Annotated in this window: 20 protein-coding genes and 1 rRNA gene; 6 read left to right on the top strand and 15 right to left on the bottom strand. The window is 33.5% G+C overall.

Annotated elements, in window-relative coordinates; genetic code table 11:
* From B6C84_RS01255 to murA, 7 genes are all read right to left on the bottom strand, one after another.
* A 16S ribosomal RNA gene (locus B6C84_RS01255) occupies positions 1–94 on the bottom strand; the annotation flags it as partial.
* 532 nt (positions 95–626) lie between these two features.
* On the bottom strand, positions 627–1,697 hold the full coding sequence (locus tag B6C84_RS01250; protein ID WP_165754942.1) for an acyltransferase family protein: 1,071 nt from the start codon (positions 1,695–1,697) through the stop codon (positions 627–629).
* 151 nt (positions 1,698–1,848) lie between these two features.
* Entirely contained in the window at positions 1,849–2,100 is a 252-nt protein-coding gene (locus tag B6C84_RS01245; protein WP_065577807.1) for a GNAT family N-acetyltransferase, read from the bottom strand.
* 175 nt (positions 2,101–2,275) lie between these two features.
* Positions 2,276–3,238 carry a 6-phosphofructokinase gene (gene pfkA / locus B6C84_RS01240; protein WP_065577808.1) on the bottom strand — a complete coding sequence of 321 codons (963 nt, stop codon included), beginning with the start codon at positions 3,236–3,238 and terminating at the stop codon, positions 2,276–2,278.
* A 93-nt stretch (positions 3,239–3,331) separates the two neighbouring features.
* Positions 3,332–4,228, bottom strand: coding sequence for a cation diffusion facilitator family transporter (locus B6C84_RS01235; RefSeq protein WP_065614658.1), 897 nt, complete (start codon positions 4,226–4,228; stop codon positions 3,332–3,334).
* A gap of 11 nt (positions 4,229–4,239) precedes the next feature.
* The gene (locus B6C84_RS01230) at positions 4,240–4,815 is read right to left on the bottom strand and encodes a DJ-1 family glyoxalase III (protein WP_086353783.1); all 576 of its coding nucleotides are present in this window, start codon (positions 4,813–4,815) and stop codon (positions 4,240–4,242) included.
* 53 nt (positions 4,816–4,868) lie between these two features.
* Positions 4,869–6,122 (bottom strand): UDP-N-acetylglucosamine 1-carboxyvinyltransferase, encoded by a 1,254-nt coding sequence (murA, locus tag B6C84_RS01225; RefSeq protein WP_086353782.1) that lies wholly within the window; start codon positions 6,120–6,122, stop codon positions 4,869–4,871.
* Between the two features lie 303 nt (positions 6,123–6,425).
* Between murA and B6C84_RS01220 the strand changes: the two genes are divergently transcribed.
* The 4 genes from B6C84_RS01220 to can all read left to right on the top strand — a co-directional run bounded on the left by B6C84_RS01220 (position 6,426) and on the right by can (position 9,604).
* Positions 6,426–6,623, top strand: coding sequence for a YbdD/YjiX family protein (locus tag B6C84_RS01220; protein ID WP_034883017.1), 198 nt, complete (start codon positions 6,426–6,428; stop codon positions 6,621–6,623).
* Between the two features lie 17 nt (positions 6,624–6,640).
* A complete protein-coding gene (locus B6C84_RS01215) occupies positions 6,641–7,675 on the top strand; it encodes a CobW family GTP-binding protein (RefSeq protein WP_086353781.1) in 1,035 nt (344 codons plus the stop codon).
* Between the two features lie 154 nt (positions 7,676–7,829).
* Entirely contained in the window at positions 7,830–8,888 is a 1,059-nt protein-coding gene (locus tag B6C84_RS01210) for an FAD-binding protein (RefSeq protein ID WP_086353780.1), read from the top strand.
* A 56-nt stretch (positions 8,889–8,944) separates the two neighbouring features.
* Complete coding sequence (gene can / locus B6C84_RS01205) at positions 8,945–9,604, top strand: carbonate dehydratase (RefSeq protein ID WP_065577815.1); 660 nt, start codon at positions 8,945–8,947, stop codon at positions 9,602–9,604.
* A gap of 2 nt (positions 9,605–9,606) precedes the next feature.
* Here the strand turns inward: can and nrdG are convergent, their stop codons facing one another.
* The 5 genes from nrdG to trxA form a co-directional block, all read right to left on the bottom strand.
* Entirely contained in the window at positions 9,607–10,071 is a 465-nt protein-coding gene (gene nrdG, locus B6C84_RS01200) for an anaerobic ribonucleoside-triphosphate reductase-activating protein (RefSeq protein ID WP_065577816.1), read from the bottom strand.
* Between the two features lie 17 nt (positions 10,072–10,088).
* Positions 10,089–12,224, bottom strand: coding sequence for an anaerobic ribonucleoside-triphosphate reductase (nrdD, locus tag B6C84_RS01195; protein WP_065577817.1), 2,136 nt, complete (start codon positions 12,222–12,224; stop codon positions 10,089–10,091).
* Positions 12,225–12,599: 375 nt separating this feature from the next.
* Positions 12,600–14,015: an NADP-dependent phosphogluconate dehydrogenase gene (gene gndA / locus B6C84_RS01190; protein ID WP_065651298.1), complete on the bottom strand. Its 1,416-nt coding sequence runs from the start codon at positions 14,013–14,015 to the stop codon at positions 12,600–12,602.
* A 173-nt stretch (positions 14,016–14,188) separates the two neighbouring features.
* Positions 14,189–15,451, bottom strand: coding sequence for a transcription termination factor Rho (gene rho / locus B6C84_RS01185; protein WP_065577819.1), 1,263 nt, complete (start codon positions 15,449–15,451; stop codon positions 14,189–14,191).
* Between the two features lie 326 nt (positions 15,452–15,777).
* The gene (gene trxA, locus B6C84_RS01180; protein WP_034904061.1) at positions 15,778–16,104 is read right to left on the bottom strand and encodes a thioredoxin TrxA; all 327 of its coding nucleotides are present in this window, start codon (positions 16,102–16,104) and stop codon (positions 15,778–15,780) included.
* Positions 16,105–16,257: 153 nt separating this feature from the next.
* Here trxA and rhlB point away from each other — a divergent pair, with 153 nt between their 5' ends.
* Complete coding sequence (gene rhlB / locus B6C84_RS01175) at positions 16,258–17,484, top strand: ATP-dependent RNA helicase RhlB (protein WP_065577821.1); 1,227 nt, start codon at positions 16,258–16,260, stop codon at positions 17,482–17,484.
* An 87-nt stretch (positions 17,485–17,571) separates the two neighbouring features.
* Here rhlB and B6C84_RS01170 read toward each other — a convergent pair whose 3' ends face one another.
* Positions 17,572–18,189 carry a TfoX/Sxy family DNA transformation protein gene (locus B6C84_RS01170; RefSeq protein WP_086321230.1) on the bottom strand — a complete coding sequence of 206 codons (618 nt, stop codon included), beginning with the start codon at positions 18,187–18,189 and terminating at the stop codon, positions 17,572–17,574.
* 336 nt (positions 18,190–18,525) lie between these two features.
* Between B6C84_RS01170 and B6C84_RS01165 the strand changes: the two genes are divergently transcribed.
* The gene (locus B6C84_RS01165; protein WP_086353779.1) at positions 18,526–19,170 is read left to right on the top strand and encodes a hypothetical protein; all 645 of its coding nucleotides are present in this window, start codon (positions 18,526–18,528) and stop codon (positions 19,168–19,170) included.
* Here B6C84_RS01165 and glnB read toward each other — a convergent pair.
* Together glnB and B6C84_RS01155 are read right to left on the bottom strand one after the other, a co-directional pair.
* Positions 19,163–19,501, bottom strand: a complete 339-nt coding sequence (gene glnB / locus B6C84_RS01160; RefSeq protein ID WP_065577823.1) for a nitrogen regulatory protein P-II — start codon at positions 19,499–19,501, stop codon at positions 19,163–19,165. The two genes, B6C84_RS01165 and glnB, sit on opposite strands and share 8 nt — an antisense overlap.
* Positions 19,502–19,526: 25 nt before the next feature.
* Positions 19,527–21,134, bottom strand: a complete 1,608-nt coding sequence (locus B6C84_RS01155; protein ID WP_086353778.1) for an NAD+ synthase — start codon at positions 21,132–21,134, stop codon at positions 19,527–19,529.
* Positions 21,135–21,243 lie beyond the last annotated feature (109 nt).

The raw sequence follows: 21,243 nt of genomic DNA, 5'->3' as shown, positions 1-21,243 counted from the left end.
TCATCAAGTGCAAGCACTCATGTTACCGTTCGACTTGCATGTGTTAAGCCTGCCGCCAGCGTTCAATCTGAGCCATGATCAAACTCTTCAATTTAAAGTTTGATGCTCAATAACTGTCTCTGACATAATTCAAATGAATCTTCAGTGTCACTTATCAAGACTTAATTTTTTTGAGTCCGTAGACTTTTAATTTTTCGTCTCGCAAGTGCCCACACAGATTGTCTGTTTCTTCTTTTTAAAGAGCTGACAGCGTTTTAATTTACTTCACAATTGCTTGTTTCAGTTTGCTGTCTCAAGGGCTGCGTATACTACGCTACACCTTTTTATTCGTCAAGATCTTTTTTTAAAATTTTTGACCTTGCTCACTAACACGACCTTTGTCTGCTTGTCGCTGACGCCGTGTCAGTGGATGCGCATTATAGGCACTTCTTTTTTTTTGGCAAGTGAAAAATAGTAATTACGATTCTGTTTGTCTTTTATTTGTTCAACACTCATATTGGTATATTTGCAATATATATCCAACCAGCATTATAAACATAAAAAAAACAATATGTTGCTATAAATCACACTTTTCAACATCCAAAAAATAAAAATATCTATCTTTTTCCTCTAATAACAATTTTATTTTAACGATTACCACCAATTAAATATTTTGCTTTATCTTTAAATATTAACTTTATTAGATTTGCAATAATGATACTTATCGTTAATGTAGTTATTAAAAAGCTAATTGCACCAAGTGAAGCTAATTGCCCGTTATCGGTTTTAATAACATCCGCTATTGGTGAATTAACCACTTGTTGTTCCAAAAGTAATACGATAATTTCATGAAGAAAGTAAATAGGAAAACTGATATTAGCCATATATGAAAAAAACTTATATGTTCTTCCATGTTCATTCTTACGATTTAAACCATCGAAAAAGTAAAGCGCTAAAATAAACAAAATAATTTTTTGTAATGTATCATAATAAAGTTTTTCAACACCTAAATGGTCAACATAACGATAAGCAAATGGGATACAAAAACATAAACCAAAAAAGAAAATCACTAACAATAGATTATCTTTAACTAGTTGCATAATTTTTTCATAATTCTGTTTTATCATCATACCGGTTAAATAAACCGGTCCATAATGCAACAAATTTAATAACGGTTTTGTATAATCAGGTTTAGTAAACATAACTATCCAGAACATTGAAATCAAACCAATAATAATCAGACTTTTTTGAGACCACGAATATAATAAAGGACTGATTGCAAAAATCATGATAATCATCGGCATAAACCACAATGGTAACAATTGCGTTCCTGTCAACATCATTTTAATAATAGAACCAACCGCACTCGGTTCAGCAAATGAAAAAAAAGGTAAACTGGATAAAGACTGATAGTGAAAATAGAGAAAACAGAAGATCGATACCGATATATATGGACATACTACCGTTTTGAATTTAGATAAATAATATTCTCTTACTTTATATTTGTAGGTCAAATGTTGAAATAAAAAACCCGCAATTAGTACAAAAAAGGTGGTGAAGTTAAAAGCAAATAAATTCAAAAAAGAAAATAAATAACTATTAGCAATTAAATTGCTATTTTTAAATACGCCTAAGCAATGACTAAAGACGATCATGATGATAGCTACGCCACGCAATACATGAATAGAATGGATTTTTTGGGGTTTGACTGTTGTCATTTTAATAAGCAAAATATAACAAAGAAAATTTAGCATACATTAGCACAAAATCTGCTAAGAAAAACTAGGATTATTATAGAAAAACAATAAAATATTTCTTGACAAAAGCTGGAGAAAATTACAAGAGGTCTATATATAAAATAGACTTTATTTAGTTATTTAATTTATTTTTAGCAAACGAACATAAAGGTATAATTTCACGCTTTTCTTGTTGTAATGTTTTCACAACAAGTTCAAGCAACTTATCTGCAATACCGTGACCTCGATAAGCAGGATCAGTAAATGTATGATTAATCGTTGCCTTATCATGCCCAATTCGAGTAAATGTCATTTCTGCTATTTCTTGATTATTATCATTACAAACATAAAAACGGTCATTATCTTGCTTATATTGTAGTGTCATAAAAACCTCAAATTTGTATGGAAATTGATTAAATATGAGCAGAAGAATACTTTGAATATTTATTGAGTAAACAATCTTTATAAAATCAATAATGTGAATAATTGATATATTTATTTAAAAGCTTAGCCTTATCAATTATTCACATCTTATTATTCGATTATTAATAGAGCAATTTTTAGAATAAACGTTTTGCAGTGTTATAAAGATCCATGTCAAATGGTCTTTTCATATTATTAATCGCATCAATAATATCATGATGGACTAGCTTACCATTTTGAATACCGACACTACGGCCTGCATGACCTTTAATAAGTAATTCAACAGCATAAGCACCCATGCGTGAACCTAAAATTCGGTCATAAGGCACTGGAGAGCCACCACGTTGTACATGTCCTAAAACTGTTGCTCGAGTTTCATGATGAACAGCCGCTTCAATATCTGCTGCTAATTGGTTAACATCACACATATTTTCAGTCACAGTAACTATCGCATGTTTTTTACCTTTAGCAAAACCTAATTTTATCTCTTCAATTAAGTCTTCTTTAGTATAAGAAACTTCAGGGATAATCATAAACTCACACCCACCAGCAACTGCTGCATTTATTGTCAAATCACCACAATCTCGGCCCATGATTTCAATCACAGAGATTCGATGATGCGAAGAACAGGTGTCTCTTAATCTATCGATAGATTCTACAGCGGTGCCTAAAGCAGTAAAATAACCAATAGTATAGTCAGTTCCACGAATATCGTTATCAATGGTGCCAGGTAAACCAATACAAGGAAAACCTTCTTCAGTTAAACGCATCGCCCCCATATAAGAACCATCACCGCCAATTACAACTAATGCATCGATTTGATGTTTCTTTAAATTAGCGATCGCTTTTTTTCTAACTTCTTGGTCTTTAAATTCAGGAAATCTAGCTGATCCTAAGAATGTACCGCCACGAGTAATAATATCTGAAACGCTAGAACGATCTAACTGAACGATTCGATCTTCACACAGACCTAAATAACCATCATAAATGCCAAAAACATCTAATCCTTCAGTTAAGGCTGTTCTCACAACACCTCGAATAGCTGCATTCATCCCTGGCGCATCACCACCACTGGTTAAAATACCTATTTTTTTTATCATACAAAATAACTCCAATATATAAACCTTCGGTTATTATAAGGTCATAATAATTAACTAACAATAAAAGTTTAGAAGCTATTTTGATTAGTTTCTCTACTTATTCATTTCTAAGGGAACAACAGAAATAGGATCTTGATGAATAATCACAGTTGCAGGCGCAAATTCTTGAGCAATATGTTTCTCAATCGCATCGGCGACTGCATGTGCTTTGATTAAAGGCATATCATCGTCTAATTCAAGATGTAACTGTATAAATTTTAACGGACCAGCTTGTCGAGTTTTCAAATCATGAAAACCATGTACATTTGAGTATGAACGAACAATTTCACAAATTTTTTGGTTATCACTTTCTGACAAAGCTTTATCTAACAAGTCTTGAATTGCACTATAGGCTATTTTATAAGCATTATAAAAAATATATAACGCAATAAAAAAGGCAAAACATGCGTCAGCATAAGTAATACCATACCAACTTAAAAATAGAGCTACAATAACCGCAATATTCATAAACATATCAGAAGAATAGTGCAACATATCAGCTTCAATTGCTTTACTTTTAGTCTGTTTTATTACATATTTTTGATATAGAACTAATACGCCTGTCACAATAACTGAAATCACAGATACGGCAATACCTAATAACGGTGAGGCTATTGCTTCAGGATGAATAATAGATTTAATACTTGAAATTAACAAAATAGTTGCAGAACCAATAATAAAGGTGCTTTGTGCTAATGCAGCCAACGATTCGGCTTTTCCGTGACCAAAAGTATGATCATCATCAGCCGGTTTTAATGCATAACGAACTAAGAAAAAGTTAAGTCCAGATGCCAATAAATCAATACTCGAATCTAAAAGAGAGGCAAATAAACTCATCGAGCCAGTAAACCAGCAGGTAAGTAATTTTATAATAATTAGGAAAACAGAAATTAAAACAGCACTTAGTGTTGCCCTTTTAATTAACTTTTCGTACAAATGTGATTTTGACATTTGTTACCTATTTATTGGTAGGATGCTATCCCTTGTGGTAGAACCAATTGAGCGGCAACTTGAGCTGCAGCCTTTTTGTCTAATAGAATTTCAATAATTTTCAATGCAAAATCAATAGACGTTCCAGGACCTTGACTGGTGATAAGTTTATATTGAGCATCAAAATAAGCTCTATCCGATTTCCAATGTTTAAAAGCATCTCTCGTTTCGGGATAACCGGTCATATATGCATCTGGAAATAAATTATGATGTTGCAGAACCATTGCCGGAGATGCACAAATAGCAGCAATTATATTGCCAGCTTGATGTGCTTGTTTTAATGTTTCAATTAATTGTTGGGAGTCGCGAAAGTTTTCCGCTCCTTTTAATCCACCAGGTAAAATAATTACATCAAAATCAACATTATTAACTTCTGAAAATACTTTTTGGGCTAAGATTGTTACTCCACGAGAACATTCAACTTGTCTATCTTCTGTGATACTAGCGTAAGTAACATTTATTCCGGCTCGAGTTAATAGATCAATAGTTGTAACAGCTTCGGTTTCCTCACAGCCATTCGATAAAAATACTAATGCTTGCTTTGTCATATTACACTCCTTTTTATCTAATAGCTGTGTTTAAACAGCGTCAAAAATTAAAACTATTTGAATCGTTCAATATTAGCGCCCAATTTTCTAAGCTTCTCTTCAATATTATCATAACCACGATCAATATGGTAAATACGATCAACAACTGTCGAACCTTCAGCGATACATCCGGCTAAAACTAAACTTGCTGAAGCTCGTAAATCAGTCGCCATAACTTGAGTACCACTAAGTTTTTCGACACCATGAGTAATTAATGTATTACCTTCGATTTCGCCATGTGCCCCCATACGAATAAGTTCTGGCACATGCATAAAGCGATTTTCAAAAATCGTTTCTTTGATGATTCCAGTTCCTTCTGCCACCATATTTAATAATGAAAACTGGGCTTGCATATCCGTTGGGAACCCTGGATGTGGTGCAGTATGAATATTTACAGCTTTTGCTCGTTTGCCTTGCATATCTAAACAAATCCAATCTTCACCTGTTTCAATATTAGCACCAGCTTCCTTCAATTTTGATAGCACAGCATCTAATAAATTTGGATCAGTTTTACGACAAGTTATTTTACCTCTTGAAATAGCAGCTGCAACCAAAAATGTTCCTGTTTCAATACGATCAGAAACAACCTCGTGTACGCCACCACCCAGACTAGTAACACCTTCAATTTCAATACGCATCGTGCCAACACCGGTAATTTTAGCTCCTAGCATATTTAAGAATTTTGCAGTATCAACAATTTCAGGCTCACAAGCTGCATTTTCTATTATAGTTTTACCTTCAGCTAAGGTTGCTGCGCACATAATTGTTACTGTCGCTCCAACACTCACCTTATCCATAACAATGTGAGCACCTTTTAAACGACCATTAACTGATGCTTTAACATATCCTTCATCTAAAGTGATTGTCGCACCTAACTGTTGTAAACCTGTAATATGCAAATCTACAGGTCTTGCACCTATAGCACATCCACCCGGTAATGAAACTTGCCCTTGTCCAAATCGAGCAACCAGTGGACCTAAAGCCCAAATTGATGCACGCATGGTTTTGACAAGTTCATAAGGCGCACAATAATTGTCAATTTGGCCAGCATCAAGATGAATAGAACCGTTACGTTGGTATTTCACGCCTAATTGCGCAAGCAATTCAAGTGTTGTATCAATATCTTTTAATTTGGGAACATTTTGCAACTCAACTGGTTTTTCAGCCAAAATTGCAGCAAATAAAATAGGTAGCGCAGCATTTTTAGCGCCAGAAATGACAACTTCCCCATTTAAAGAAGTAGGGCCAGTAACGTGAAACTTTTCCATTGTTAACTCTTATTCATTTTAAATGGCCGTTATTATAGAAGTTATTTATCAATAGATAAATGAATTTTACCAAAATATAATGACTAATTTATCTTCACTAAAACAACCCAACACAATTTCAATTATTTGATATACCTCTTTTATTTTTCCTAAATTTTATTTAATAAATTAGATTAAAATTATTATTAATCAGAGATTGACTCACTTCACATCGACATTTATAGTGAGATTGATATCTTTGAAAATATCAACTGTTTAAAAATAAAATAATTTTAACTGCTTTGTTTAATAAAAGAGATAAATATGTTTGACTCAATCGCTAAAGCTGGAAAATATTTAGGTCAAGCAGCCAAACTAATGGTTGGGATTCCCGATTACGATACGTATGTACAACATATGAAACTAACTCATCCAGAACAAACACCTATGACTTATGAGGAGTTTTTTAAAGAACGACAAGATGCTCGTTATAGTGGTAAAGGTGGCTTTAAGTGTTGTTAAATAGAAAGGAATAGTTTATGACACAAGATATTAGTACTTCCTTGTTACCAGTTACCTTATTAACTGGTTTTCTCGGCTCAGGAAAAACAACACTCATCAATTACCTGCTTGAAAATAATCACAATGAAAAAATAATGATTATTGAAAATGAATTTGGTCCAGTAAATCTTGATAGCAACTTACTTACACCAAATCATGATATTCAAATTGTTGAAATGACCAATGGTTGCATTTGTTGTACTGTGCAAGGTGAATTGACCAAAGCACTCCATCAATTGCACGCAGAAAGACAAGCTGGTAAATTGCAATTTGATAGACTTATTATTGAAACCACTGGGCTTGCCGACCCGGCACCTATTATTCAAACTTTTTTTATTGATGAGCTAATTAGAGAAACCATTAGACTTGATGCAATTATTACGATTGTTGATTCTCAACATATTTTGCAACATTTAAATGAACATCGAGTTGCCGTTTCTCAAATTGGTTTTGCCGATCGTATTATTGTATCTAAAACCGACTGCATCACCGAACAACAACAAATTGAAATTCTAAATCGCCTTCAAAAAATTAATAGTAAAGCAACTATCTATCAAGCGATTAATGGTAAAATTGCCAAATCACAATGGTTAGATATCCATGCTTTTGATTTAGATGAGGAATTAGTTCTTAATAAAGGTTTTTTTATTGTTAATCCATCCAAACAGTTAGAAACTAATTTTAAAACAATTCCATATCAAACCTCATCCTGGAATGATGATATCTGTTCCTATCTTTTTGAAGCTGGAGAGCTTGATCTTAAAAAGATTGGCTCATTTATGGAAAATCTAGTTGAAAAATATGGCAATGATATGCTCCGCTATAAAGGAATACTTGCAATTAAAGACAATAACCAAAGGCTCATTGTTCAAGGAGTCCATAAAATTGTCGGTTTTGATTACGGTTCTCCATGGCAACAAGCTTCCGAAAAAATATCTCGCTTAGTTGTGATTAGTCGAACTTTACCATTTGATGAATTAAATAAGGAATTTTTACAGACGGTAGCAAATTAACTGATCACAATTAATTAAAATCGACTAAAAAACCCCTTTCCTCAAAATTTTTTAGTAAAATCGAATAAATCTTCGATTTTACTATTAACTGCCTTTTTATCGAATGTGGTAAAATGGTCAACTTTCAACCAAATAAAATAGACAACACAAGAATATGGATTACGATATTGCCATCATTGGACTTGGACCTGCTGGTAGCACGCTCGCTCGGTTACTTAGCCCATCTTTTAAGATCATTGCATTAGATAAAAAACATCAAGCTGGTGATGAAGGTTTTCACAAACCATGTGGTGGCTTATTGGCTAATGATGCACAGAAAGCGTTTGTAAGACAAAAGCTAAATTTACCATTGGATATATTAACTGATCCGCAAATTTTCAGCGTAAAAACCATCGATCTGCAAACTAAACTGATCCGTAATTATCAACGCAGTTATGTCAGTTTTGATCGACATAAATTCGACCTATGGTTAAAGTCGCTTATACCAAATAGTGTTAATGTGTTACATAATACGCTATGCAAAGAAATCAGAAGAGTCATTGATGGATATCAAGTCACTTATATTGATGAAAGTAAAATTGAACATAAGATTACCGCTAGATACGTAGTTGGAGCTGATGGCGCAAATTCAGTTGTGAGACGTATGCGCTATCCTAATCATTCCATTAGACAATATGTTGCTATCCAACAATGGTTTAAAGACAACCATAAAATTCCTTTTTATTCTTGTATTTTTGATAATAAAACCACAAATTGTTATGCATGGAGCATCTCCAAGAATAAACATTTCATTTTTGGTGGCGCCTTCCCTAAAAAGACAGCCAATCAACATTTCGAGTTATTAAAAGAAAAATTAGCTCAACAAGGTTTTATTTTTGGCGAACCATTAAAAACCGAAAAGTGTCTTGTTGTTTATCCAAATCGATTCCGAGATTTTTATACTGGTAATGAAAATATCTTTTTAATTGGTGAAGCTGCGGGCTTTATTAGTGCTAGCTCACTAGAGGGTATCAGTTATGCTCTTGATAGCGCAGAAATTCTTAGCAAAATATTAAATAGTGGCGTAGCAAAACCTAATAAACATTATTATCAAAAAACAATGCCTTTACGCTTTAAACTATATAGCAAAATTATTAAAGCTAAAATTCTTACTACGCCAATATGGCGAAAGTTAATAATGAAAAGTAAAATTCAGCATATAAAAACAATTTAGTTAATACAAAAATTAGCAAATGTTTCTAACAATGAATATAACAAGGAATAGACATTATGTTTGATGTTAGCGATCTTATTCGCTTTAATCACGAATGGTCAGAAAAAATAGAACAAGAAGATCCTGATTTTTTTAAACAGCTTGCCATTGCTCAAAACCCAAAATTTTTATGGATTGGCTGTTCTGATAGTCGAGTACCAGCTGAAAAATTGATTAAATTAAAACCCGGAGAATTATTTGTTCACCGTAATGTTGGTAATTTGGTTATCCATACCGATCTTAACTGTTTATCTGTTGTGCAATATGCCGTTGATGTACTTGAGATAGAAGATATTATCATTTGTGGACACTTAGGTTGTGGTGGAATTAAAGCTGCAGTCGAAAACCCCGATCTAGGTCTAATTAACAATTGGTTACTACATATTCGCGACTTATGGTTCCGTTATAGTTCTTTAATCGGCGAGTTTCCTGCCGATATTCGTTTAGATATTTTATGTGAGCTTAACGTTATTGAACAAGTTTATAATCTAGGACATTCAACCGTTATTCAATCCGCATGGCAAAGAGGCAAAAAAGTTAATTTACATGGTTGGGTTTATGGGATTGATAATGGCAAGATTACTGACTTACATATTACATCATCAAGTAGTGAAAACCTTGAAATCAATTATCGAGAAGCAATTTCTTATCTGTTAAATTTGCATAAATCACAATAATTTTACTTAAATCGATGGATAATTTGATTACTACTGCCTCGCCATAAAAGTTTGGGATCAGCCAGTTCTTGCACAAATTTTCCATCAATCAAAACATCTATATAGGGAACTACAGCTTGTTGAGCATCGGTTAATTCATCAAGCTTATAGCCTGTCCATAACCAAATATCTTTATTATCACACTCATTTTTTACTCGTTTTACCAGTTTTAAAATGGCAGGGACATTTTGTGGGTGCAAAGGATCACCACCAGAAAGCGATAATCCTTGGCGTTTTATTTCAGTATCTTGTAAATCTTTAATAATTTGATCTTCAAGTGATTGTGTAAATGGCTTACCAGAGTTTATTCCCCATGTGCTTTTGTTATAACAGCCAGGACATTGGTGTACACAGCCGGCAACAAAAAGTGCACAACGAGTCCCTTCGCCATTAACAACATCAACAGGATAATAACGATGATAATTCATAATGATAAAATAATTTATTAGCCTATTTGCCCATTATCTAAATGTTTAACTCGGCGTTTGACTTCTTCTTGTTTACCCGCATTAAATGGACGAGCATCCGGACTACCTAAATATCCACAAACACGACGAGTAACAGAAACTTTAGCTGAATCATGATTACCACAGCTAGGACAAACAAAACCTTTGCTAGTACATGAAAATTCACCGGTATAACCACATTCATAACATTCGTCAATTGGCGTATTGGTACCATAATAAGGTACACGCGTATAGCTGTAGTCCCACACATCTTCTAATGCTTTAACATTATTAATCATGTTAGGGTATTCGCCATAACAAATAAAACCACCGCTTGCTACTGCTGGATAAGGTTTTTCAAATTCGATTTTTTCATATGGATTTACTTTTTTCTCAACATCAAGGTGGAAACTATTAGTATAGTAACCTTTATCTGTTACTCCAGGAATAATACCAAATTCAGAAGTATCTAAACGGCAGAATCGGTCACATAAGTTTTCACTCGGTGTACTATATAAACTAAATCCATAACCAGTCTCTTTTTTCCATTGCTCAACCGCTTTAGCTAAATGTTCAACAATTGCTACACCTTTATTACGTAAGGTTTCGCTATCGAATGGATGAGTTTGGTTACCATAAAGTGCATTTAAAGTTTCATGCAGACCAATATAACCTAAAGAGATTGATGCACGGCCATTTTTGAAGATTTCAGAAACACTGTCATCTTCTTTTAAGCGAACACCACAAGCACCTTCCATATATAAAATCGGAGCAACACGAGCTTTCACACCATCAAGACGAGCAATACGAGTCATCAATGCCTTTTTACAAAGTGTTAAACGTTTGTCTAAAATTTCCCAGAAACGAGCTTCATCACCTTTAGCTTCAATGGCGATACGAGGTAAGTTAAGACTAATGACACCTAAATTATTCCGGCCATCATGAATTTGTTGACCGTCTTCTTCATAAACACCTAAAAAGCTACGGCATCCCATTGGTGTTTTAAATGATCCAGTTACTTCAACGACTTTATCGTAATTTAAAATATCTGGATACATACGTTTACTTGCACACTCTAATGCTAACTGTTTAATATCATAATTAGCATCACCTTGTTTGTGATTAATACCATCTTTAATGGCAAACACTAATTTAGGGAATACCGCCGTTTTATGATTTTTACCTAACCCTTTTATACGCACTTTTAAAATTGATTCTTGAATTAACCGTGATTCCCAACTTGTTCCTAAACCAAACCCAAATGTAACAAATGGAGTTTGTCCATTAGCAGTATGTAAAGTATTTACTTCATATTCTAAAGATTGAAATGCATCATAACACTCTTTTTGGGTACGACTTTCTGCATAAGCCTCTGGATTTGGGATATTCCATTCCTCAGCAACTTGCTTATGTTTTTGATAACTAATAGTGACAAATTTTGCTAAAATTTCATCAATACGATTTATGGTGGTACCACCATAAATATGACTAGCAACTTGCGCAATAATTTGAGCTGTTACTGCTGTTGCTGTTGCAATAGATTTTGGCGGTTCAATTTCAGCATTACCCATTTTAAAGCCATTAGTTAACATGCCATCTAAATCAATTAACATACAGTTAAACATTGGGAAAAATGGCGCATAATCAAGGTCATGATAATGTATTTCACCACTATCATGCGCGCGCGAAATATCCTTTGGTAATAAATATTGTTTCGCATAATGTCGAGCAACAATACCTGCTAATAAATCGCGTTGAGTAGGAATGACTTTACTATCTTTATTCGCATTTTCGTTCAAAATAGCGACATTACTTTGTTCTATTAGCCCACGAATATCTTGATTTAAACGGCTACGCTCTTCACGAGCACGGTCACGATCATGTCGATATTCAATATAGGTTCTCGCTAATTTTTTATAAGGGCCTGACATTAGTTGATTTTCAACAACATTTTGAATTTCATTAATATCGACACTTTCACGATCCATCATTTGATTGGTCACTACGCGAGCCACCGCTGCACAATAATCTGGATCATTAACATTAGCCGCAACAGCTGCTCTTATAATAGCATCCTTAATACGAGTCTCATTAAATGCAGTCTGACAACCGTCACGTTTGATTACTACGGGCATATATACTCCTCAATATTCATTAATAGTTAGCGCTTAGCGTGAGTTTTTATCGACCTTAATAGTTAATGGATTTATTCAAAACTATTGATTTTTTATTAAAATATGAGGCATTTTGATATAAACTCGGATTTTCACATCGCTTTAGAAAACACTATATGTAGTAAATATGCTTGAATTATACACCATATATTGTGTTTTTCTAGTTTTAAAAAAAAATAATTTACTTGACAAGGCAAACGCCAATAATCACAAGTCTTCCGGTGAATAGCATTAAAAAAATGTGGATAAATAGGATATAAAAGGTGAATAAATTTTGTTAGAGTGCAAATTAATTTTGCACTCTTATATAAGAACAAGTATAGATATTAATCAGAATTAAGATTCAATATTTAACCAATCAGTATGGAATACACCTTCTTTATCGATTCGTTTATAAGTATGCGCACCAAAATAATCTCGTTGAGCTTGAATCAAATTAGCCGGTAATACTGCTGAACGATAACTATCATAATATGCGATTGCAGCCGACAGTGTAGGAACAGCGATACCATGCGAAACAGCTAAACAAATTACATCACGCAATGATTGTTGATAGGCTTCAACGGTTTTAGAAAAATATGGCGCTAAAAGTAAGTTATCAATATTATTATTTTCATTATAAGCATCAGTAATTTTTTGTAAAAATTGTGCCCGAATAATACAACCTGCTCTAAAAATCTTAGCGATTTCACCATAATTTAGTTGCCAATTATAATGTTCTGATGCAGCTTTTAATTGCGCAAACCCTTGTGCATAAGAGATAATTTTCCCCATATAAAGCGCTTTACGAACTTTTTCAATTAATACTTGCTTATCTCCTGTAAATGCCTCTTTACTAGGGCCTTTTAGTACTTTTGAAGCAGCAACACGTTGATCCTTAATCGCTGAAATATAACGTGCAAATACCGATTCAGTAATTAAAGATAATGGTTCGCCTAAATCTAATGCACTTTGGCTTGTCCATTTGCCAGTACCTTTATTACCTGCTGCATCCAGAATCTTATCAACCAAATAATCGCCATTTTCATCTTTATATTTAAAAATATCTGCCGTAATTTCGGTTAAATAACTATCTAACTCGCCTTTATTCCAATCAGAAAAAACGTCAGAAAGTTCATCATTAGTTAATCCACCTACATGTTTTAATACACTATAGCTTTCAGCGATTAATTGCATATCACCATATTCAATGCCGTTGTGAGCCATTTTGACATAATGTCCGGCTCCATCAGGGCCTATATAAGCTACGCAAGGTTCCCCATTCGCTTTTGCAGCAATTTTTTCTAAAATTGGTGCAACAAGTTCATAAGCTTCTTTTTGACCGCCAGGCATAATCGATGGTCCTTTTAATGCACCTTCCTCACCTCCTGAAACACCTGTTCCGATAAAATTAAAGCCTTCATCTGATAACATTTTATTACGACGGATTGTATCCTCAAAATAAGCATTACCACCATCAATAATAATATCACCTTTATCTAATAAGGGTCTGAGTTCATCTATAACTGCATCGGTACCTTTACCTGCTTGTACCATAATTAGGATACGACGAGGTTTTTCCAAAGAATTAACAAAATCTTCAATAGAATAATAAGGAACCAATCGTTTATCAGAATGTTCTGCTATAACCTCTTCTGTTTTATCTCTAGAGCGATTGTAAATTGATACTGAAAATCCACGACTTTCGATATTCAGTGCTAGATTTCGCCCCATAACCGCCATTCCGATGACACCGATTTGTTGTTTAGACATAATTTGGCTCCTTTACTTGATTTAATCTTTATAACCTTACAAGGTTTGATATTACTGCGTTAACACAATTATTTCGTCACAATTAGATTACATTCTGCCATAAAAAAAGCCGTATCAATACTTAATACGGCTTTTTTTCATAACTTTAATTAACTTGCTTTAAACAAAACAAATTATGAGCGTTTCATCATTTCAAAAAACTCGTCATTAGTTTTAGTCATGGCAAGTTTGTCGATTAAGAATTCCATTGCATCAATTTCGCCCATTGGATTGAGAATTTTACGTAAAATCCACATTTTTTGTAATTCGTCAGGAGAAGTCATTAAATCTTCTTTACGAGTACCTGAACGGTTAAAGTCAATAGCAGGAAATACGCGACGTTCAGCAATTTTACGCGATAAATGTACTTCCATATTACCAGTACCTTTAAACTCTTCGTAAATAACTTCATCCATTTTAGAACCGGTATCAATTAGAGCAGTCGCTATAATTGTTAAACTACCACCTTCTTCCACATTACGAGCTGCACCAAAAAAGCGCTTAGGACGATGTAAGGCATTAGCATCAACACCACCTGTTAATACTTTGCCTGATGATGGGATAACAGTATTGTATGCACGCGCTAAACGAGTAATTGAGTCTAATAAAATAATCACATCTTTTTTGTGCTCGACCAAACGTTTTGCACGTTCAATTACCATTTCGGCGACTTGAACATGTCTTGCCGCTGGTTCATCAAACGTAGAAGCAACAACTTCACCTTTAACTAGACGTTGCATTTCAGTCACTTCTTCTGGTCGCTCATCGATCATTAAAACAACTAATTCACACTCAGGATGATTAACCGCTAAACTTTGCGCAATGTTTTGCAGTAACATAGTTTTACCCGCTTTAGGTGGCGCAACAATCAAACCACGTTGACCTTTACCAATTGGAGAGGCTAAATCAAGTACTCTTGCGGTAATATCTTCGGTTGAGCCATTGCCTCGTTCCATACGTAAGCGAGAGTTAGGGTGTAGAGGAGTTAAGTTTTCAAAAAGGATCTTATTGCGAGCGTCTTCGGGTTTATCGTGGTTAACTTCATTTACTTTTAATAAAGCAAAATAACGCTCACCTTCTTTTGGCGGTCTAATTTTACCGGCTATAGTATCACCTGTTCGTAAATTAAAGCGCCTAATTTGACTTGGTGAAACATATATATCATCAGGCCCTGCTAAATAAGAACTATCAGCAGAACGCAAAAAGCCAAAGCCATCTTGCAAAATCTCGAGAACACCGTCGCCAAAAATATCTTCACCACTTTTAGCGTGCTGTTTTAAGATTGCAAAGATAATATCTTGTTTTCTAAGACGGGCTAGATTTTCAAGCCCCATTTTTTTCTCACCAAGAGCTACAAGCTCGGCGACAGAAGTGTTTTTTAATTCAGTTAAATTCATAGTTTTAAAAATTCTTGAGGATAAAATTGATATGTTTGCAATTACTGCTTTTGTTGTATATTTCTTTCATTTACTTATAAAAATTTCTCTTTCTAGCAATGTGTAAAGTTAATTATTACTTAGCTTTTGATGATAATTACGCGATTGGATATTGAATTTACACCACTTTATCAAGAAAAACAATGGATTGCTGAAAGGGGTTTCTGTAAGATTTCAAGCAATTTACACTAAAATTATAGGGATGTCTATATTTTTGATTATATTTTATAGAAATAAAAATAATAAGCGTCATTATAAACGCTTATTACTAATATTCATTGGACAAATTAAAGTTGTGGGTCGATAAATGCTTTAAGTTGTGCTTTTGATAAGGCACCTACTTGAGTAGCAACTACTTCACCATTTTTAAAAATTAACAATGTTGGAATACCACGAATACCAAATTTTGGTGCTATACTCGGATTTTGTTCTACGTTTAATTTAGCAATAATAATTTTATCACCATATTCTTGAGCGATTTCCTCTAAAATAGGGGCAACCATTTTACAAGGTCCACACCATTCAGCCCAAAAATCAACTAATACAGGCTTTGTTGATTCATTAATTGTTTTATCAAATGTAGCTTCAGAAAGTGAAACAATGCTATGACTCATTTAATTATCTCCTAAGGAATTTATCTGAAATTATATTAGGATATTTTCATATCTACTGCTAGTAATTATTATAATAGGATATAATTATTAGTGAAGTTGTTGTATTTAGTATGTTACAATTGCCAAATTCTGATAATTATATTTTAAACAATAATGATTCAATCATATCTTACAAAAACAACTTTCAATCAATTTCCCCTGCATCCATTAGTTATAAAAGCATTGGAGAAAAAAGGTTTCGTTTATTGCACCCCAATTCAAGAACAAACATTACCATTAACCTCAAAAGGAATTGACATTGCAGGACAAGGACAAACTGGTACGGGTAAAACGATTGCGTTTTTGGCTTCAACATTTAATCATTTATTGAATAATGATCCATTAGGCGATCATAAGCCGAATCAACCACGAGCTATCATTATTGCGCCAACGCGTGAATTAGTAGTACAAATTTATCATGATGCGCTACCTCTTTCAGAAGAAACTGGTATTAAATTAGGATTAGCTTATGGTGGTGATGGTTATGATAAACAATTAAAAATGTTGTCTTCTGGTGTTGATATATTAATTGCTACCACTGGTCGACTAATTGATTATGCAAAACAAGATTATATTAACTTAGAGGCAATTCAGGTCGCCGTTCTTGATGAAGCAGATCGTATGTTTGATTTAGGTTTTATCCGTGATATTCGTTGGATATTTAAACATATGACATCACCTAAAAAACGCCTCACTATGTTATTTTCAGCAACTTTAACCCATAATGTTCGTGAACTTGCTTTTGAATATATGAATGAACCACAATATATTGAAGTTGAACCAGAACAAAAAATTGGTCATAGGATTAAAGAAGAACTATTTTTCCCATCAAATGAGGATAAATTAGCTTTACTACAAACTTTAATTGAAGAAGAATGGCCTGACCGCTGTATTATATTTGCAAATACTAAAGTTGCTTGTGAGAAAATTTGGCGCCATTTAGTGGCTGATGGTCATCGTGTCGGCTTATTGACAGGTGATATAGCACAAAAAAAACGTTTATCTATTCTTGATAAATTCACTCAAGGTGATCTTGATATATTAGTCGCAACAGACGTCGCGGCACGAGGTTTACATATTCCAAATGTAACCCACGTTTTTAATTATGATTTACCTGATGATTGTGATGATTATCGACATCGAATTGGTCGTACCGGCCGTGCTGGCGCTGAAGGTTATTCAATTTCATTAGCTTGTGAACGTTACTCTCAAAACCTACCAGCTATTGAAAAAGCAATTGATCACGCTATTCCGGTTAGTCAATATGATCCTCAAGCATTACTCACCGATCTACCTACGCCAAGACCTTTCAAAAGAACAACTCGTAGAAAGCCGTCATAATAAGCTAATAACTAACGAATTAATTTAATACCATCATTAAACCAATAAATTTAATGATGGTATTTAACTTAAAGGATAAACCGACAATTAATCGACGTTTTGCTTGGTTTGCAAAAACTCCTGATAAGCTAACTCTATTTCTTTTTTCAAATCTTGAGATAATAATGCTACATGTTGGCCAGATAATGCGCCATATAATCCAAATAAAATATTAAGTGATAGTTTCGGATTCTTATGTTTAATTCGATAATAAGTTTCCAAGTAACCCATTCTTTTAAAACTCTGAATATCGGTAATATCAACACTTATCATTAGTTTTTCTAAGGATACTGTCATATTAGGTAACGCTTTTAAACGATTTTGAGTTTTTGCTAATTTTTCGCTTTGATCTTGTTTAGCATGCTCAATGACTATTTTCACAATATCATATAACTGCTTACGGTCTGTCAGTAGGTTGTCACCGACTTTATAATAATCAAGTAATTTATTTGAACCATCAAAAACCAAATTAAGAGGTTGCATTCCTAGTTCAATAAAAAGTGATCGATAATTAGGATGAGCTCTTAAATAAATATTTTTTTGATCAACCCACCCGAACATAGTTGACTCACTATTAAGACTAAATCCGCCAAAAAACGATCTTATCGAAACGTCTTTAAAGCCAGAAAACTCTTGTTTTATTTTTTCCGCTAATTTTCTACGCATAATAAGTTCCTTTTTAACTTACTCGTTTAAGTAATTTTAGTGAGCTCTTTTTATGCTAAACTATAGCAATTACCTTGATATTTAAATGATTATTTATTATAAATTGATAAATATGAGATCTACCTTCCATAAATGAACATTAATAATATTTATGCTTGATTAATTATATTTTTTTGTTCTAAGAAATTATGGCTTCTTTAATTGTTCAAATTTACAGCATATCTTAATATTTCTTTAAAAAAGAAAAGCTGTTTTTACATTGTTATTATGTTGTAATAATTATACAATCAATAGTAGTTAATTTAATGGTAGATATTTTTTTCAAGATGAATCAACATGTTTAAAAACGTTTTTATATTACTGTTTATGTTTTTTGCATCAACCGCATCAGCCGATAAATTAGCTTTGATTGATGCATTAACATCTTGTAATCCTGATTTTTTTAAACATGTATATGAACACAAAGATGAGCTAAAAGATCACACTAACGTCAAAATTTTTAATCAAAATCAAGCTTATATTCCTGTTGAAAACCGTAGTGATACGACAAAAAACTTCGTCTATTTTCAAAGTCCAATCATATATAAAAATCTTAAGCTAATTGGTTACTATGATAGTGCTATGGATTTAAAAAAAATGGGGAAATATTATTTTTGGGGTTTTATTATCGAAAATGATATAAACCAGATCCGTGATAGCTTAGATTTTTTAGAATGGAAAAATATGGAAGATAACCTGCTATATATTGCTAATCCAAAAATTCGAAGCATTAATGACGATATTCAAGTTTGGCATAAAAATACCGGCTCTGTTGTTGGTGTAAAAACAATTCCTGCACCTAATACAACTGAAAAGTTATTATTACTTGAAAAAGGCGATAATATGCACCTTCTGATTTGTTCAATTCAAGGCGTTATTACTAATAATCTAATTAAGCAAGAACGCCCTGATATTTATGCAGATATGATGCTAATTAAATAGCCGACTCATCCATTTCGCCAGTGCGAATACGGATCACCTGCTCAACGTTATAAACGAATATTTTACCATCACCAATTTTACCTGTTTGCGCTGTTTTCATAATAGTTTCAATACAGGTTTCTAAAATATCATCGGGTACCACAAGTTCTATTTTTACTTTTGGTAAAAAATCGACCATATATTCTGCACCACGATAAAGTTCAGTATGTCCTTTTTGACGACCAAAACCTTTCACTTCAGTCACTGTCATACCTGTAATACCTTGATCAGCAAGTGCTTCTCGAATATCATCTAATTTAAAAGGTTTGATAATTGCTTCAATTTTTTTCATATCTCTATTTACCCTTAATTCGAGATTACCAATTCTTAAATCCAAAAGCAGAAGTAATTGGATAGCGTCTGCCTTTACCAAAGTTACGTGCAGTAATTTTCGGACCTACTGCTGATTGTCGCCTTTTATATTCGTTAATATCAACTAATTTAATAACACGTCTTATTGTTACTTCATCATAACCTTGTGCAACTAGTTGTTCAATCGAAAAATCCTGTTCTACATAACCCTTTAATATTCCATCTAAAATATCATAAGGTGGTAAGCTGTCTTCATCTTTTTGATCTGGAGCAAGTTCAGCCGATGGAGGACGAGTAATAACGCGTTCTGGAATAACATAAGAGCGACTATTTCGATATTTAGACAATGCAAATACCATAGTTTTAGGAACATCTTTAAGTACATCAAATCCACCGGCCATATCGCCATAAAGTGTTGCATATCCTACAGACATTTCACTTTTATTACCTGTTGTTAGTACGAGTCTACGACGTTTATTTGACAAAGCCATTAAAATAACACCTCGACAACGTGCTTGTAGGTTTTCTTCGGTAGTATCTTTTTCCGTACCTAAAAACATCGGTGTTAAAGAGCTCATGAAGGAATCAAACATCGGTTCAATTGAAATAATATCAAACTCAACCCCCAATATTTCCGCCTCTTCTTTTGCATCAGCGATACTAATATCAGCTGTATAGCGAAATGGCATCATAACAGCCTGTACTTTATCTTTACCTAATGCATCAACGGCAATAGCTAAAGTTAACGCTGAATCAATACCACCTGATAACCCTAATACCGCACCTTCAAAACCATTTTTAGTAATATAATCACGCGTTGCAAGTACTAACGCATCATAAACAGCCGCTAATGGATCGCCATTAAGGCTAGGTATTGGTTTATGATTATCATTGAGCTGAAAAACAGAAATTTGCTCTTCAAATGAATTTAATCGCTGGACGATATCACCTTTTTCATTACAGACAAATGAACCACCATCAAAAACAAGCTCATCTTGGCCACCAATTTGATTCAAGTAAACAATTGGTAATCCGATTCTTATTGCATGTTTTTTAATAAGTTCTTGACGATAATGAGGTTTTTCATAGGCATACGGTGAAGCATTGATCGAAATAACCAAATCGGCACAGTTTGCTGCAATTCGATCAATGGGTTCACATTGCCAAAGATCTTCACAGATTAATAAGCCAACTTTTTTACCTTTAAAATCGACCACACAAGTTTGCTCACCAGCAGTAAAATAACGTTTTTCATCAAATACATCATAATTAGGTAATTGCTGTTTGTGATAACACGCTAATTGCTGTCCATCGAGAAATAGTGACAATGAGTTATATATCAAACCATCTTGCCAATGAGGATGACCAACAATTACTCCACATTGTTTACTAGCTTGTTTGATGGCCGATAACGCTTGTTGGCAACGATTTTTAAAGTCATCACGATAAATTAAATCTTCTGGAGGATAACCACAAATTGCAAGTTCAGAGAAAATAATAAGATCATGAGATGAATGGCTTTGCATCAATTCAATGATTTTCTGAGTATTACCTTCAATATCACCTACACACCAATTTTTTTGTGCTAATACGAAAGATAAGGACATATAAATTCAACATTACAGATAAAAATTGGCAGTAAGTTTAAATGATTCTAAGTTGCGCTGCCACTTTTTTATCGTTAACATGCAATATTAAATTGGCATAAACTTGTTTGGAAAT

The sequence above is a fragment of the Gilliamella apis genome (assembly GCF_002142155.1).
Taxonomy (GTDB): Bacteria; Pseudomonadota; Gammaproteobacteria; order Enterobacterales; family Orbaceae; genus Gilliamella; species Gilliamella apis.
Note: the sequence above shows the minus strand (reverse complement) of the source record. Positions and strands in the feature narration are given on the sequence as shown.

Bases quoted from the DNA above. Each gene is read 5' to 3' on its own strand.
- B6C84_RS01250 (WP_165754942.1), bottom strand. From the start codon at position 1,697: ATGACAACAGTCAAACCCCAAAAAATCCATTCTATTCATGTATTGCGT.
- B6C84_RS01245 (WP_065577807.1), bottom strand. From the start codon at position 2,100: ATGACACTACAATATAAGCAAGATAATGACCGTTTTTATGTTTGTAAT.
- pfkA (WP_065577808.1), bottom strand. From the start codon at position 3,238: ATGATAAAAAAAATAGGTATTTTAACCAGTGGTGGTGATGCGCCAGGG.
- B6C84_RS01235 (WP_065614658.1), bottom strand. From the start codon at position 4,228: ATGTCAAAATCACATTTGTACGAAAAGTTAATTAAAAGGGCAACACTA.
- B6C84_RS01230 (WP_086353783.1), bottom strand. From the start codon at position 4,815: ATGACAAAGCAAGCATTAGTATTTTTATCGAATGGCTGTGAGGAAACC.
- murA (WP_086353782.1), bottom strand. From the start codon at position 6,122: ATGGAAAAGTTTCACGTTACTGGCCCTACTTCTTTAAATGGGGAAGTT.
- B6C84_RS01220 (WP_034883017.1), top strand. From the start codon at position 6,426: ATGTTTGACTCAATCGCTAAAGCTGGAAAATATTTAGGTCAAGCAGCC.
- B6C84_RS01215 (WP_086353781.1), top strand. From the start codon at position 6,641: ATGACACAAGATATTAGTACTTCCTTGTTACCAGTTACCTTATTAACT.
- B6C84_RS01210 (WP_086353780.1), top strand. From the start codon at position 7,830: ATGGATTACGATATTGCCATCATTGGACTTGGACCTGCTGGTAGCACG.
- can (WP_065577815.1), top strand. From the start codon at position 8,945: ATGTTTGATGTTAGCGATCTTATTCGCTTTAATCACGAATGGTCAGAA.
- nrdG (WP_065577816.1), bottom strand. From the start codon at position 10,071: ATGAATTATCATCGTTATTATCCTGTTGATGTTGTTAATGGCGAAGGG.
- nrdD (WP_065577817.1), bottom strand. From the start codon at position 12,224: ATGCCCGTAGTAATCAAACGTGACGGTTGTCAGACTGCATTTAATGAG.
- gndA (WP_065651298.1), bottom strand. From the start codon at position 14,015: ATGTCTAAACAACAAATCGGTGTCATCGGAATGGCGGTTATGGGGCGA.
- rho (WP_065577819.1), bottom strand. From the start codon at position 15,451: ATGAATTTAACTGAATTAAAAAACACTTCTGTCGCCGAGCTTGTAGCT.
- trxA (WP_034904061.1), bottom strand. From the start codon at position 16,104: ATGAGTCATAGCATTGTTTCACTTTCTGAAGCTACATTTGATAAAACA.
- rhlB (WP_065577821.1), top strand. From the start codon at position 16,258: ATGATTCAATCATATCTTACAAAAACAACTTTCAATCAATTTCCCCTG.
- B6C84_RS01170 (WP_086321230.1), bottom strand. From the start codon at position 18,189: ATGCGTAGAAAATTAGCGGAAAAAATAAAACAAGAGTTTTCTGGCTTT.
- B6C84_RS01165 (WP_086353779.1), top strand. From the start codon at position 18,526: ATGTTTAAAAACGTTTTTATATTACTGTTTATGTTTTTTGCATCAACC.
- glnB (WP_065577823.1), bottom strand. From the start codon at position 19,501: ATGAAAAAAATTGAAGCAATTATCAAACCTTTTAAATTAGATGATATT.